Here is a 14,426-nt window from a genome sequence, read left to right on the forward strand (position 1 = left end):
AGGTATTCCTGATTTGACGTAAATGTTCATATTTTATTCATCATTCTTTACATCTTTTCCTCGACCCTCATGGTATAGTGTGTGCGGTTTAACTCACCATCTCGGTGTCAGAAAAAGCCAAATGCTGTAACGCATAAAGACTGGATGAAGTGATTCATTTTTTTTCCTTAAGCGCTACATCCTCATGTATTAAGGTAAATATTATGCGTAGTTCATTCAAACTGGCGTTCTTGCACCCGCGTCATTGGGTAACCTGGGCCGGGTTAGGTCTGCTCTGGTTGCTCGTGCAACTGCCTTATCCGGTTTTATCCCGTCTGGGAGAAACCATCGGTAAATTTTCCCGCCGCTTTCTGAAACGCCGTGAGCGTATTGCCCGCCGTAACCTCGAGTTATGTTTCCCGGATATGACACCGGAAATACGGGAAGCGATGATTGAAAAAAACTTCATGTCGCTGGGCATGGGGTTATTTGAAACGGGTATGGCCTGGTTCTGGCCCGACAGCCGTGTGCGTCGCTGGTTTGATGTTGAGGGCTATCAGAATCTGGTGCAGGCGCAGGCGAGCCATAAAGGGGTCATGGTCGTTGGCGTGCACTTCATGTCTCTTGAGCTGGGCGGACGGGTGATGGGGCTCTGCCAGCCTATGATGGCGACCTACCGACCACACAACAATCCTCTGATGGAGTGGGTTCAGACCCGGGGGCGTATGCGCTCGAACAAGTCGATGATTGACCGCCGTAATCTTAAGGGCCTGGTGAATGAACTGAAAAAAGGGGAAGCCGTCTGGTTTGCGCCGGATCAGGACTATGGTCGTAAGGGCAGTACATTTGCACCGTTCTTTTCCGTACCTGACGCCGCCACCACTAACGGTACCTATGTCCTGTCGCGCCTCTCAGGTGCGAGCATGTTGACCGTGACGATGATTCGTAAGGCCGATCGCTCCGGCTACCAGTTGCATATCGGCAGAGCCCTGACCGACTATCCCGCACGGGATGAGCACGAAGCCGCCCGGTACATAAATAAGATCATTGAACGAGAAATTCTGCGAGCCCCTGAACAGTACCTCTGGATCCATCGCCGCTTCAAAACCCGTCCCCTGGGTGAAGTGTCTTTGTACCTCTGAATGACGCCATCCAGTCCGCAGAGGCGGACTGGACAGGCCAGGAAACCACTTCATCGCTCCACTGCGTAATGCGCTGCCAGCAGCGCCGGTCAGGTTTCCCTCAGACCTGGCAGCGCATTATCGCTAACCTGCGTACAACCGCCAGTCTGAATACATCGGCCCCTGGCCGCTGCTACTAGTCGAGCGCGGGGATCGCCAGCCCTTTACGCCGGATAACGAAATGGTTGTCGTGGCGGGTGATTTTCGCACCCTGCTCGCAATATTCAGCGGAAAGCTGAAAAAAGGTATCCGCATCAACATCAAATGCCAGTTCTACTTCTCTTTGCTTACCAGAATTTAGCAGTTGATACGCCTGATTTAAGCTATGGGCTTTTGCAATAGACATGTAATAGGCCTCTTGGGAATGGCTGCGTTGGTTAAAACATGACCATCTGGTTATAGCATGAATCACTTCTCTTGCCAGTCAGACATCACTCATATAAATGCCTTGTAACAAGATATTGATCATTGAAATGTTATAATATAACATTCTGCTCTCATTTCTCGGGAAGAGGGTTTTATCTTGGTACGTCATTTCGGAAAATTAGCCATCGCATTGAGTGCACTTCTGGTAAGTGGTCAGGCACTTTCTCACGGACATCATTCGCATGGTGTGCCGCTAACTGAGAAAGAGCTGAAAGCCTCAGAAGGGGAGTTTGATAATGCGGATGTGAAGGATCGCAAACTGTCCGACTGGGACGGTGTATGGCAGTCCGTCTATCCGTATCTGGTAAGCGGCGACCTCGATCCGGTCTTTAAAAAGAAAGCGGAGAAAGACAAAAGTAAATCCTTTGATGCAATCAAAGCCTACTATCGCAAAGGGTATGCCACTGAGGTGGATACCATTGGCATTGAGAATGGGATAATGGAATTCCATGTTGGCGAGAACGTCAGCAGCTGTAAGTACGATTATGCCGGTTATAAAATTTTGACCTATACCTCCGGTAAGAAGGGGGTTCGTTACCTGTTCGAATGTAAGGATGCAAACAGTAAAGCACCAAAATTCGTGCAGTTCAGCGATCACACCATCGCGCCACGTAAATCGGCCCACTACCATATTTTCATGGGTAGCACCTCTCAGGCTGCACTGCTTGAAGAGATGGACAACTGGCCAACGTACTACCCTTACCAGTTAAAAAAAGAGGATGTCGTAGACGAGATGCTCCATCACTAATCTCCCGATGGTCATTGTCCATAAAGCTCGCTGCGGCGGGCTTTTTTATTGCTCTGGCTTTATGTAGCATAGGCGCGCCGTTAAAACCCTGAAGGTTGTTCAAGGAGGAAAAGTGTTTGCCGAATATGGTGTGATTAGCTTCTGGTCCTATTTCATTGGCGCCATCTTTATTATTCTGGTGCCCGGCCCTAATACCTTTTTTGTGCTTAAAACCAGCATCGCGGGTGGGCTTAAACATGGCTATGTTGCGGCGACAGGGGTTTTTCTTGGCGACGCTATTTTGATGTTTCTCGCTTATGCCGGAGTCGCTACGCTGATTAAGACAACGCCGGTACTGTTTAATATTGTCCGCTATCTTGGCGCTATCTATCTGCTCTGGCTCGGGCTGAAAATGCTCTACAGTACGCTGTTTCGTCGGGCCGCAGCCGGCGAGGAGCACGAGATCCAGAAGGGAGACATCTTCAGACGCTCTCTGATTCTGAGTCTCACAAACCCGAAAGCCATCCTGTTTTACGTCTCTTTTTTTGTACAGTTCATTGATATTCATTACGTAAACCCCGGGATGTCCTTTTTTATTCTCGGCGTAACGCTTGAGATGATTAGCATCTGTTATTTCAGCTTTTTGATCGTATCAGGCTCCTACGTTACCCAACTGGTGAAGACGAAAAAGCGTCTGGCAAAACTGGGCAATTCGCTCATTGGTTTATTGTTTGTCGGCTTCGCTGCCCGTCTGGCAACGCTGCAATCCTGACCACGGGGGAGAGGAGAAAATTCTCTGGCGCAACTCAGCGTTGGGGCAGGTCGGATTTCGCTTCTCGCATGGGAATAAATCTGCTATTTCTTTTGCTGCCCCTTCTCATACCAACCTTGAGGTGCAGACGATGCTCGAATTAAGACCGGGATGTGAATGCTGCGATACCGATTTACCGGGCGACTGTGAAGATGCCGTCATCTGCTCATTTGAATGCACATTTTGCCGCGAATGTGCCTCAGGACTCGGGATGCAGTGCCCAAATTGTGGCGGTGAGTTAGTCAGTCGTCCGCGACGTGCTATTGAAAAGTTAGTGCATAACCCCGCCTCAACGACGCGAATTTTTAAGCCGCTTGGCTGCAAGAAATCCCACTAAATACGCTGCGTTACGCTTATCCCCTTCGTCCAGAAGGGGTTCCGGCGCGCTCCACACACTCTCAGAGTGTGATCCAGTTCTCCTTTATCTGCGCTGACGCTCTTCCCACCCGCTATTTTTATCTGCCTATTCTAAAAATAGGTATTGCCTATACATCTTCACTTGTTTTTGCTTTTTGCCCGCCCCATTAATGATTAGCTATTAATTATCAGTCTGTTAAACAATTCTTCACATGTCTGTTAAGCCTCACCGGAGGGTCTATGCTTAATACAGAGGTTTAAATTACGGGCAAAGCATGAATAACCCTTCGGAATAGAGGTTGAAGTGAGAATCATTATCACTAACATAGTGTTATGCCTTTCAGGCTTTATGACATGAGGTAGTCCCATGGTAACGCAATCAGAAACTTTTAATCCGGCCGACTTTAGCTGGCGTGGCCTCACCATGACGCCAGCGGCGGCTGAACATATTCGCGCACTGATGCAAAAGCAGCCCGAACTGCTTGGCGTAAGACTGGGTATCAAGCAAACCGGTTGTGCAGGCTTTGGTTACGTGCTGGATACGGTCAGTGAACCTGCAAAAGATGATCTGCTCTTTGAAAATGAGGGCGCCCGGCTCTATGTGCCGCTTCAGGCTATGCCGTTTATCGACGGCACCGAAGTGGATTACGTGCGGGAAGGGTTAAACCAGCTGTTCAAATTCAATAACCCTAAAGCGCAGAACGAATGTGGCTGCGGCGAAAGCTTTGGGGTATAGGCGGTACTATGTCTCGTAATACTGAAGCAACTGACGATGTCAAAACCTGGACCGGGAACCTCAACTATAAAGAGGGTTTTTTCACCCGGCTGAACACTGATGAACTGGCGAAAGGCATTAACGAAGAGGTTGTGCGCGCCATATCAGCTAAACGTAATGAACCTGAATGGATGCTGGAGTTCCGCCTTAACGCCTTCCGCGCCTGGCTTGAAATGGACGAACCGCACTGGCTTAAAGCCCACTACGACAAGCTGGACTATCAGGATTACAGTTACTACTCCGCACCCTCCTGCGGCAGTTGCGATGATTCCTGCGCCTCGCAGCCTGGCGCTGTGCAGCAAACCAATGCCAATGCCTGGCTTACAGAAGAGGTGGAAGAGGCCTTTAATCAGCTCGGCGTGCCGGTACGTGAAGGGAGAGAAGTGGCGGTTGACGCTATTTTTGACTCGGTTTCTGTGGCGACAACATACCGGGAAAAACTGTCTGAGCAGGGGATTATTTTCTGCTCGTTCGGCGAAGCCATCCACGATCATCCGGAACTGGTGAAGAAATATCTGGGTACGGTTGTTCCCTCAAACGACAACTTCTTCGCCGCCCTGAACGCTGCCGTGGCGTCTGATGGCACATTTATTTACATACCCAAGGGAGTACGGTGCCCGATGGAACTGTCCACCTATTTTCGCATCAATGCGGAAAAAACCGGGCAGTTTGAGCGCACCATACTGGTGGCCGATGAAGGCAGCTACGTAAGCTATATCGAAGGCTGTTCTGCGCCCGTACGAGACAGTTATCAGCTCCATGCGGCGGTGGTGGAAGTGATCATCCATCGCGACGCGGAGGTGAAATATTCAACCGTGCAAAACTGGTTCCCGGGTGATAACAACACCGGCGGCATTCTGAACTTCGTTACCAAGCGTGCGCTTTGCGAAGGTGAAAACAGCAAAATGTCGTGGACTCAGTCGGAAACCGGCTCGGCTATCACGTGGAAGTACCCCAGCTGTATCCTTCGGGGCGATAACTCCATCGGTGAATTTTTCTCGGTTGCGCTGACCAGTGGTCACCAGCAGGCGGATACCGGGACCAAAATGATCCACATTGGTAAAAATACCAAATCGACCATCATCTCCAAGGGGATCTCTGCCGGTAAGAGCCAGAACAGCTACCGTGGCCTGGTGAAAATCATGCCTGGTGCCACCAATGCCCGTAACTTTACCCAGTGTGACTCAATGCTGATAGGCCCGGATTGTGGCGCACATACCTTCCCCTACGTTGAGTGTCGGAACAATACGGCCCAACTGGAGCACGAAGCAACCACATCACGTATTGGGGAAGACCAGCTGTTCTACTGCCTGCAGCGTGGCATCAGTGAGGACGACGCCATTTCGATGATCGTCAATGGCTTCTGTAAGGACGTATTCTCCGAGCTGCCACTGGAGTTTGCCGTTGAAGCGCAAAAACTGCTGGCTATCAGCCTTGAACACAGCGTCGGTTAAGGATTAAGGAACAAACATGTTAAGTATTAAAGACCTGCAGGTTAGCGTTGAAGATAAAGAGATTCTGCGGGGCCTGAGCCTGGAGGTTCGCCCGGGGGAAGTGCACGCCATCATGGGGCCAAATGGCTCTGGTAAAAGTACGCTGTCGGCCACGCTTGCCGGTCGTGAAGATTACGAAGTCACCGGCGGAAGCGTGGAGTACCACGGTAAAGATTTACTGGCGCTCTCCCCTGAAGAGAGAGCCGGTGAAGGGGTATTCATGGCCTTCCAGTACCCGGTGGAGATCCCTGGTGTCAGTAATCAGTTTTTCCTGCAAACCGCGCTTAATGCCGTGCGCAAATACCGTAATCAGGATGAACTGGATCGGTTCGACTTCCAGGATTTGATGGAAGAGAAAATCAAGCTGCTTAAAATGCCGGAAGATTTGCTGACCCGCTCGGTCAACGTGGGTTTTTCGGGCGGCGAGAAAAAGCGTAACGACATCCTGCAGATGGCGGTGCTGGAGCCGAATCTGTGCATCCTTGATGAAACTGACTCGGGTCTGGACATTGATGCGTTGAAAATCGTGGCTGATGGGGTGAACTCGCTTCGCGATGCGCAGCGCTCATTTATCATTGTCACCCACTATCAGCGTATTCTGGACTACATCAAGCCAGACTTCGTGCACGTGTTGTATCAGGGCCGTATCGTCAAATCCGGTGATTTCACGCTGGTTAAGCAACTGGAGGAGCAGGGGTATGGCTGGCTTACCGAACAGCAGTAACGCACTGCAACAGTGGCACCACCTCTTTGAAGCGCAGGGTGGCGCGCGGTCTGAAGAGGCTTCGCAGCATTTTCAACAGCTCTTGCGCCTGGGCTTGCCGACCCGCAAGCATGAAAACTGGAAATATACCCCACTCGACGGGCTACTCAATCACGCCTTTGTGAGCCGCAGCGGATCGCTGACGGAGGCTGAATGCTCCGCGCTGGCTCTGCCAGTGGAGGCGTTGCGGCTGGTCTTTGTTGATGGTTATTTCAATGCTGAGCTGAGCGATGACACTTCTGGCTCAGGCTTTGAGATAGCCATTAACGAGGACCGTCAGCCGCTTGCTGCACCCGTTCAGCCGGATGTTTTCCTGCACCTGACAGAGAGTCTGGCGCAGACGGTGACCCATATCCGGGTAGCGCGCAACCAGCGTCCGGCTAAAACCTTATTGCTGATGCATATAACGCAAGGGGTGGATGGCGAAGAGATGAACACTGCGCACTACCGTCACCACATTTCGCTGGCGGAAGGGGCAGAGGCGACCGTGTACGAACATTACGTCAGTCTTAACCCTCAGCGCCACTTTACCGGAGCCCGCTTTACGATGGACGTGGCGGCGAACGCGCAGTTGCACCATTTTAAAATGGCGTTTGAGAACCCGCAAAGCTACCACTTTGCCCATAACGACATTCGTCTGGCAGAGGATGCATCAGCGGACAGCCACAGTTTTCTGCTGGGCAGTGCGGTGCTGCGTCACAACACCAGCACTCAGCTCAATGGCGAAAACACCACGCTGCGCATGAACAGTCTGGCAATGCCCGTCAAATCCGAAGTATGCGATACCCGCACCTGGCTTGAGCATAACAAGGGGTATTGCAACAGTCGCCAGCTTCACAAAACTATCGTGAATGATAAGGGCCGTGCGGTCTTTAATGGTCTCATTAACGTAGCGCAGCATGCGCTGAAAACTGACGGGCAGATGACCAACAACAATCTGCTGCTGGGCCGTCTTTCAGAAGTCGATACCAAGCCGCAGCTTGAAATTTATGCGGATGATGTGAAATGCAGTCACGGGGCGACCATCGGCCGCATTGATGATGAGCAGATGTTCTATCTGCGCTCACGCGGTATTGATGCGCAGGCCGCTCAACAGATGATTATTTACGCCTTTGCCGCTGAGCTTACCGAAGCCGTCAGCGATGAGGTGCTCAGGCAGCAGGTGCTGGCCCGTATCGGGCAACGCCTTGCGGGAGGCATAGCATGAGTATTTCCGTTGACAGCGTACGCGCCGACTTTCCAGTTCTGACGCGTGAGGTTAATGGCGTGCCGCTGGCGTACCTTGACAGCGCCGCAAGTGCGCAAAAACCTGCGCAGGTCATTGATGCCGAAGCGGAGTTTTACCGCCAGGGCTATGCTGCTGTTCACCGGGGCATCCATACGCTCAGCGCTGAAGCCACCCAGCGTATGGAAAAGGTGCGTGAACAGATTGCGGCCTTCGTCAATGCGCGGTTGCCGGAAGAGCTGGTGTTTGTCCGTGGTACTACCGAAGGGATAAACCTGGTAGCCAATAGCTGGGGTGAGAGCCAGGTCGGGGCCGGCGATAACATCATCATCAGCGCCATGGAGCATCACGCGAATATTGTGCCGTGGCAGATGTTGTGTGAGCGCGTGGGCGCACAACTGCGCGTCATCCCCCTTAACCAGGACGGCACGCTGCAACTGGATACTCTGCGAGGTCTCTTTGATGAGCGTACCCGGCTGCTGGCAATCACGCAGGTTTCAAACGTGCTTGGCACGGAGAACCCGGTTGCTGAAATGACTGCCCTTGCCCATGAGTATGGCGCGAAAGTGCTGGTGGATGGCGCCCAGGCGGTAATGCATCACCAGATTGATGTTCAGGCCCTGGATTGCGACTTTTACGTCTTCTCCGGGCATAAACTGTACGGGCCTACCGGCATTGGCGTTTTGTATGTTAAGGACGCTATCCTGCAGGCTATGCCACCGTGGGAAGGTGGCGGGGCGATGATCGCAACCGTCAGCCTTACCAAAGGGACGACCTACGCTAAAGCGCCGTGGCGTTTTGAAGCCGGAACCCCCAATACCGCCGGGATTATTGGACTGGGTGCCGCTATTGAGTATGTCAGCGCACTGGGTCTGGAGAATATCGCCCGTTACGAGCAATCGCTGATGGATTATGCGTTAAAGGCACTCCAGGAGGTACCAGACCTTAAGGTGTACGGTCCCGCGCACCGGCTGGGGGTAATTGCGTTCAATCTTGGCAAACACCACGCTTATGATGTCGGGAGTTTCCTGGATAATTATGGTGTTGCCGTGCGTACAGGACACCATTGTGCGATGCCGTTGATGGACTTTTACAACGTACCGGCGATGTGCCGCGCATCGCTTGTGATGTACAACACGGAAGAAGAGGTGGATCGTCTGGTGGCTGGCCTGAAACGTATTCATCAGTTGCTGGGCTAAGAGAGGCGAAAATGGCTGTATTACCGGACAGAGAAAAGCTCCTGCGAAATTTTGGGCGTTGCGCCAACTGGGAAGAGAAGTATCTTTATATTATTGAACTGGGCCAACGATTAGCCCCCCTGGAAGAAAGCGCACATAACCCGGAAAACATTATTCAGGGTTGTCAAAGCCAGGTGTGGATTGTGATGCACCGTAATGAGAATGGTGTCATTGAACTGGCCGGAGACAGCGACGCGGCCATTGTAAAAGGGCTGATAGCGGTCGTGTTCATTCTTTATCAACAGATGACGCCGCAGGATATTCAGGCCTTTGATGTGCGTCCCTGGTTTGAACAAATGTCCCTGACTCAACACCTCACGCCTTCGCGTTCGCAAGGGCTTGAAGCAATGATTCGCGCGATACGCAACAAAGCGGCCAACATTAGCTAAACTTCAAAGACAGCTTTCATCCTGTGACGCGAGGTGGTTTAACTGCCTCGCTGGTTTTTCAGCATTCGGCCTCTGCCGTGAATACAGGAGTATTAGCATGAAACGCGCGTCTCTACTCATAATAAGTCTTATCGGCGCGTACAGCGCCATTCAGAACGCCTGGGCCGTAGATTATCCCCTTCCTCCTGAAGGCAGTCGACTCATCGGGCAAAACCAGACCTACACCGTGCAGGCAGGAGATAAAAATCTTCAGGCTATCGCTCGTCGCTTTGATACCGGGGCGATGCTGATACTGGCCGCCAATAACACTATTGCGCCGGTTCCGGGGCCGGGTACGGTGGTGACTATACCTTCGCAGATGCTCCTGCCGGATACACCGCGGGACGGGATAGTCGTAAACCTTGCTGAACTGCGGCTCTATTACTATCCACCGGGTAAGAACATTGTACAGGTCTTCCCGTTGGGCATCGGGCAGCAGGGGCTTGAAACCCCCGTCAGCATCACGCGTGTGAGCCAGAAGATCCCGAATCCTACCTGGACCCCAACGGCCGGAATCCGGGCGCGTTCACTGGCCAACGGCATCACGCTGCCACCGGTTGTGCCAGCCGGGCCAAACAACCCGCTGGGACGCTTTGCGTTGCGCCTGGGTATCGGAAATGGTGAGTACCTGATTCATGGCACCAATGCGCCGGACAGCATTGGGCTGCGCGCAAGCTCGGGTTGTATGCGAATGAATGCGGCAGACATCGAAACCCTGTTTTCGCAGGTTTCAACGGGCACGCGTGTCGCTATCGTCAATGAGCCGGTGAAATATGCCGTGGAGCCGGACGGTCGTCACTACATTGAAGTTCACCGGCCACTGTCGCAGACGCTGGAAGAGGATCCGCAGACGCTGCCTATCGCGTTCTCTGCCACGCTTAGTGGGGCTATTGAACAGGGAGGGGCAGACAGAGCATCAATTGAGAAGGCGCTTAATCGCCGTGCGGGTTACCCGGTCGCTATTCCGGTTACTAAAAATGAACAGGTTGTTAGCCAGGGTGTTGTCTCTGTACAGAACAGCGCGACAAAAGCGGTCAGTGATGAAGATGAGGGTGCAATGGCTACGCAATGAGTTGAAAAGGCAGAAGAGAGATAAAAAAAATGGCGCACAAAGTGCGCCATTTCAACACAGGTACTATTACTTACGGTATTTAGTAGCCTGGTTGTCCAAACGCTGGTTAGCGCGTGCTGCGTCGTCTTTAGCAGCCTGAACGTCGGAACGGATTGCGTTCACGTCGTTGCTCAGCTGGTCAACTTTAGCGTTCAGAGTCTGAACGTCAGAAGACAGCTGATCGATTTTTGCATTGCTGGAGCAACCAGCCAGCAGAGTAGAAGCCAGGATTACCGCGCCCAGTACCAGTTTAGTACGATTCATTATAAATACCCTCTAGATTGAGTTAATCTCCATGTAGCGTTACAAGTATTACACAAAGTTTTTTATGTTGAGAATATTTTTTTGATGGGAATCCACTTAATTTTGATCGTTCGCTCAAAGAACCACCTACTTTGAATAAAACGTTAAAAAAAGTGTGATAAAACAGCAAGCTTCCATCGGATTCATCTTAGATAATACCTGGTTTAAATAGTGAAATCCGATTTGCAATTTATTCATACCCGAGGCACGAAAATAAAAAAAGCGCCCTCAGGCGCTTTTTTAATCACGGAAAATCGTCCAGGAATTATTACAGAACGTGGACGGATGCGGTATTGGTGGTGCCGCTGGAAACCAGTGCGCCGGAAACCATCACCACCACGTCTCCTTTCTGCGCCAGACCGCTCTGTACGGCCAGCTCTTTGCCCAGACGATAGAAGTCATCCGTAGAGGCGATTTCTTCCACCAGCTGCGCTACCACGCCTTTGCTTAGCACAAGCTGGCGAGCGGTGGTCTCGTTAGTGGTCAGGGCCAGAATGGTAGCATCCGGGAAGTATTTACGTACCGCACGGGCTGATTTACCACCCTGGGTCGCAACAACGATCAGCGGAGCATCCAGTTTTTCAGCGGTTTCAACTGCGCCACGGCACACGGCTTCAGTGATGCGAAGTTTGCGGCTGTCATTGTTGAAGTCCAGACGGCTGGTCATCACGCGGTCAGTACGTTCGCAGATGGTTGCCATAATGGAGACGGCTTCCAGCGGATATTTACCTTTCGCGGATTCCCCGGAGAGCATAACGGCATCGGTGCCGTCCAGGATGGCGTTGGCAACGTCACCGGCTTCTGCGCGGGTAGGGCGCGGGTTTTTGATCATTGAGTCAAGCATCTGCGTGGCGGTGATAACCACTTTGCGCGCGCGGATGCATTTTTCGATCATCATTTTCTGCGCGAAAATGACTTCCTCAACCGGGATTTCAACGCCCAGGTCACCACGCGCAACCATGATGCCATCAGACGCTTCGAGGATATCGTCAAAGTTGTTGAGGCCTTCCTGGTTTTCAATTTTGGAGATGATCTGAATGTTTTCACCGCCATGCGCTTTAAGATGCTGACGAATTTCTTCTACGTCAGAACGTTTACGGATGAAGGATGCTGCAACGAAATCCACGCCTTGCTCGCAACCGAAGATAAGGTCTTGCTTATCTTTTTCAGCCAGCGCCGGCAGCGCAATAGAAACGCCTGGCAGGTTAACACCTTTGTTTTCGCCCAGATCGCCGTTGTTCAGGACCTTACAGATAACCTTGTTACCTTCGATGGCGGTCACTTCCATGCCGATCAGACCATCGTCGACCAGAACCGTGTTGCCAACCTGCAGATCTTCAGTGAAGCCTGCATAAGTCACGGCTACGGTTTCGTTGTTACCCACAACGGTTTTATCGGTGGTGAAGGTGAAGGTCTGGCCTGCTTTCAGCGCGACGTCATTACCGCCTTCCAGCTTGATGGTGCGGATTTCCGGACCTTTAGTGTCCAGCAGAATCGCCGCTTTTTTACCGGTTTTGCTCATCACGTTGCGCAGGTTCTGGATGCGCTGACCGTGTTCAGCATAGTCGCCGTGAGAGAAGTTCAGACGCATTACGTTCATGCCAGCGTCCAGCATTTTGGTCAACATCTCTTCGGATTCGGTTTTCGGACCGATGGTGCAAACAATTTTGGTCTTTTTCATGACAGTTTTAATCTTTAAGTTGAGAGAGGGATTTAGAAATTATGTTCCGGTGAGCGTTACGCGCCGGAGTAAAGCCTGTAGTGCGAAAATTGCGATGCCACTGGTTAAGAATAGGTGACATCAAAAAAGCGTGCAGAGTAATAAAGTGTGCGTCTGTTTCAGCCCAACCGGATAGACAGCGATGTGATGAGAGATATTTACAGTTCAATGAGCTGAAACCATTCAAGAGTGAATAGGGCCCCATTATACGACGAAAAAGAGGTAAAAGGAAAATGAAAACGCTGTTTCAAAACGCTTCTGTGCAGTTTCACAACGATGTGTTATCAACGTGTTAAGTTAGCACAAATTTAAATTCAGGGGATTGACGGGATTCCCTGGCTTCTGCCTGTGAAACAGGGCCTTCATCGACATAAGCCTGGTATAAATAACGGTTTTAACCGATTGTGCTGGCAAAACCGTCCTCAGGGCTTACAAAAAAAACCTAATGCGCTTAACCGATTTAGCTGTTGAGGATGCGCAGAGCTTCCTCATGCAGACGGGGGCAACCAGAGGCAAGAATAGTTCCACCCAGCTCAGGACGGCCACCGCTTAATGTGGTGACGATGCCGCCTGCCTGCTCGATAACGGGGATCAACGCCACAATATCGTAAGGTTGCAGGGAGTACTCCAGACACAGGTCTATCTGCCCTGCAGCCAGCATGGCCATGGCGTAACATTCGCCACCATAGCGCGTCATCAGGGCTCGCTCGTCGAGTTCAGCAAAGTTGACGTCGGGCGTTTTACTGATGGGTTCCGGGGAAGTCGTGTGTAAAATGGCCTGATGAAGCGGGATCTCCTTTCGGGAATGCAGTTGCGCAAGTCCCTGCGGTCCGTTGCGCCATGACGTTTTACCATCTGCCCAGAACCGCTCACCGGTAAAAGGTTGCCCCATCATACCGAGCGTGCCGTGTCCCTCAACGGTCAGACCAATCAAGGTTCCCCAGACCGGCAGCCCACAGAGAAATGGCCGCGTGCCGTCCACTGGATCGAGCACCCATTGCAGCGGGCCGGTGCCCGTTGTACCGAACTCTTCTCCCATAATGGAATGTTCCGGGTAGCATCGGGTAATGATGTCGCGCATTGCCCGTTCGGCTTCACGATCGGCATCGGTTACCGGGTCGAAACGGTAACCTTCCTTCGGTTTGCTGCCGACGTGCAGATTCATTTGCGAGCGAAAACGTGGCAGGGTTTGTTTGTCAGCGGCATCAGCAAGTTCATGCAGAAAGCTCACTGTAGGCAGAGGCAGGGTCATAAACATATCCTTATTGAATGTACCGGTGAGCGTGAATGTGCTCGATCATGCTCGATATTGCATTTTTCCCTGCACGTGTTCAACCCCGGCGCGTTTCATTCGCCGACAAACAGAGTGGGCGGTGCGCAAAAGGGCGCGCTGGTGCACACGTTCGATAACATGGTTGGGTGTACTTAAGCGGCTGAGCGTAAACGGGCAGTAGAGGGGAGTAGCGGCCTGGATAAGGAATACGGGCATCAAGCGTGTAAGGCTTTCTGATTAATAAAAGAAGAGGGTGGGCATTCGCCGGAATTTTCAGAAAATAACTAAGAGTACTACATGAAATGGTGCGTCCGAGTGGACTCGAACCACCGACCCCCACCATGTCAAGGTGGTGCTCTAACCAACTGAGCTACGGACGCACTGAGGAATGGTGCGTTCAATTGGACTCGAACCAACGACCCCCACCATGTCAAGGTGGTGCTCTAACCAACTGAGCTATGAACGCATTGTTGTGCCTGACAACGGGGACGAATATTAGCGGCAGGGCGCAGATGTGGCAAGCAGAAAATGGCAATTTTCTTCCTGATTTCACGCGATTGCGGAACAACTGCGCAAAGTGGAGAGAAAGTAGCCGCCACCGGGCGGCCACAAAGGG

16 protein-coding genes and 2 tRNA genes are annotated in these 14,426 nt (G+C 51.8%); 11 read left to right on the top strand and 7 right to left on the bottom strand.

Annotated features, from left to right (window positions below; genetic code table 11):
• The first annotated feature begins 203 nt into the window (after nucleotides 1–203).
• Nucleotides 204–1,121, top strand: coding sequence for a kdo(2)-lipid IV(A) palmitoleoyltransferase (gene lpxP, locus KXR87_RS01060; RefSeq protein WP_437430414.1), 918 nt, complete (start codon nucleotides 204–206; stop codon nucleotides 1,119–1,121).
• Nucleotides 1,122–1,296: 175 nt separating this feature from the next.
• On the opposite strand, the gene KXR87_RS01065 is transcribed toward lpxP, so the two are convergent.
• Nucleotides 1,297–1,506 carry a hypothetical protein gene (locus tag KXR87_RS01065; protein WP_437430415.1) on the bottom strand — a complete coding sequence of 70 codons (210 nt, stop codon included), beginning with the start codon at nucleotides 1,504–1,506 and terminating at the stop codon, nucleotides 1,297–1,299.
• A 177-nt stretch (nucleotides 1,507–1,683) separates the two neighbouring features.
• On the opposite strand from KXR87_RS01065, the gene zinT reads away from it, so the two are divergent.
• The 10 genes from zinT (at nucleotide 1,684) to ldtE (ending at nucleotide 10,475) form a co-directional block, all read left to right on the top strand.
• Nucleotides 1,684–2,334, top strand: a complete 651-nt coding sequence (gene zinT, locus KXR87_RS01070) for a metal-binding protein ZinT (RefSeq protein WP_437430416.1) — start codon at nucleotides 1,684–1,686, stop codon at nucleotides 2,332–2,334.
• A gap of 112 nt (nucleotides 2,335–2,446) precedes the next feature.
• Nucleotides 2,447–3,085, top strand: a complete 639-nt coding sequence (gene leuE / locus KXR87_RS01075; RefSeq protein ID WP_437430417.1) for a leucine efflux protein LeuE — start codon at nucleotides 2,447–2,449, stop codon at nucleotides 3,083–3,085.
• Nucleotides 3,086–3,215: 130 nt separating this feature from the next.
• Nucleotides 3,216–3,461: a DUF1272 domain-containing protein gene (locus KXR87_RS01080; RefSeq protein ID WP_437430418.1), complete on the top strand. Its 246-nt coding sequence runs from the start codon at nucleotides 3,216–3,218 to the stop codon at nucleotides 3,459–3,461.
• A 387-nt stretch (nucleotides 3,462–3,848) separates the two neighbouring features.
• Entirely contained in the window at nucleotides 3,849–4,217 is a 369-nt protein-coding gene (sufA, locus tag KXR87_RS01085; RefSeq protein WP_437430419.1) for a Fe-S cluster assembly scaffold SufA, read from the top strand.
• A gap of 8 nt (nucleotides 4,218–4,225) precedes the next feature.
• Nucleotides 4,226–5,710: a Fe-S cluster assembly protein SufB gene (gene sufB, locus KXR87_RS01090; protein WP_437430420.1), complete on the top strand. Its 1,485-nt coding sequence runs from the start codon at nucleotides 4,226–4,228 to the stop codon at nucleotides 5,708–5,710.
• A 16-nt stretch (nucleotides 5,711–5,726) separates the two neighbouring features.
• Nucleotides 5,727–6,473 carry a Fe-S cluster assembly ATPase SufC gene (gene sufC / locus KXR87_RS01095; RefSeq protein WP_437430421.1) on the top strand — a complete coding sequence of 249 codons (747 nt, stop codon included), beginning with the start codon at nucleotides 5,727–5,729 and terminating at the stop codon, nucleotides 6,471–6,473.
• Nucleotides 6,448–7,719 (top strand): Fe-S cluster assembly protein SufD, encoded by a 1,272-nt coding sequence (gene sufD / locus KXR87_RS01100; protein WP_437430422.1) that lies wholly within the window; start codon nucleotides 6,448–6,450, stop codon nucleotides 7,717–7,719. Before sufC ends, sufD begins: the two co-directional genes overlap by 26 nt.
• Entirely contained in the window at nucleotides 7,716–8,936 is a 1,221-nt protein-coding gene (gene sufS / locus KXR87_RS01105) for a cysteine desulfurase SufS (RefSeq protein WP_437430423.1), read from the top strand. The genes sufD and sufS overlap by 4 nt, the downstream gene beginning before the upstream one ends.
• A gap of 11 nt (nucleotides 8,937–8,947) precedes the next feature.
• Nucleotides 8,948–9,364 carry a cysteine desulfuration protein SufE gene (gene sufE / locus KXR87_RS01110; RefSeq protein ID WP_437430424.1) on the top strand — a complete coding sequence of 139 codons (417 nt, stop codon included), beginning with the start codon at nucleotides 8,948–8,950 and terminating at the stop codon, nucleotides 9,362–9,364.
• A 97-nt stretch (nucleotides 9,365–9,461) separates the two neighbouring features.
• A complete protein-coding gene (gene ldtE / locus KXR87_RS01115) occupies nucleotides 9,462–10,475 on the top strand; it encodes a L,D-transpeptidase LdtE (RefSeq protein ID WP_437430425.1) in 1,014 nt (337 codons plus the stop codon).
• Between the two features lie 66 nt (nucleotides 10,476–10,541).
• Here the strand turns inward: ldtE and KXR87_RS01120 are convergent, their stop codons facing one another.
• The 6 genes from KXR87_RS01120 to KXR87_RS01145 all read right to left on the bottom strand — a co-directional run bounded on the left by KXR87_RS01120 (nucleotide 10,542) and on the right by KXR87_RS01145 (nucleotide 14,276).
• A complete protein-coding gene (locus KXR87_RS01120; RefSeq protein ID WP_437430426.1) occupies nucleotides 10,542–10,778 on the bottom strand; it encodes a major outer membrane lipoprotein in 237 nt (78 codons plus the stop codon).
• A 307-nt stretch (nucleotides 10,779–11,085) separates the two neighbouring features.
• A complete protein-coding gene (gene pykF, locus KXR87_RS01125) occupies nucleotides 11,086–12,498 on the bottom strand; it encodes a pyruvate kinase PykF (RefSeq protein WP_437430427.1) in 1,413 nt (470 codons plus the stop codon).
• Nucleotides 12,499–12,505: 7 nt separating this feature from the next.
• On the bottom strand, nucleotides 12,506–12,742 hold the full coding sequence (gene ynhH, locus KXR87_RS01130) for a protein YnhH (protein WP_437430428.1): 237 nt from the start codon (nucleotides 12,740–12,742) through the stop codon (nucleotides 12,506–12,508).
• A gap of 255 nt (nucleotides 12,743–12,997) precedes the next feature.
• The gene (locus KXR87_RS01135) at nucleotides 12,998–13,789 is read right to left on the bottom strand and encodes an inositol monophosphatase family protein (RefSeq protein WP_437430429.1); all 792 of its coding nucleotides are present in this window, start codon (nucleotides 13,787–13,789) and stop codon (nucleotides 12,998–13,000) included.
• 324 nt (nucleotides 13,790–14,113) lie between these two features.
• Nucleotides 14,114–14,190 (bottom strand) — tRNA-Val (locus KXR87_RS01140).
• Between the two features lie 9 nt (nucleotides 14,191–14,199).
• Nucleotides 14,200–14,276, bottom strand: a tRNA-Val gene (locus KXR87_RS01145).
• Between the last annotated feature and the right edge of the window lie 150 nt (nucleotides 14,277–14,426).

It is taken from the genome of Yokenella regensburgei (genome assembly GCF_051486985.1).
In the GTDB taxonomy this organism is placed as follows: Bacteria; Pseudomonadota; Gammaproteobacteria; order Enterobacterales; family Enterobacteriaceae; genus CBFFRJ01.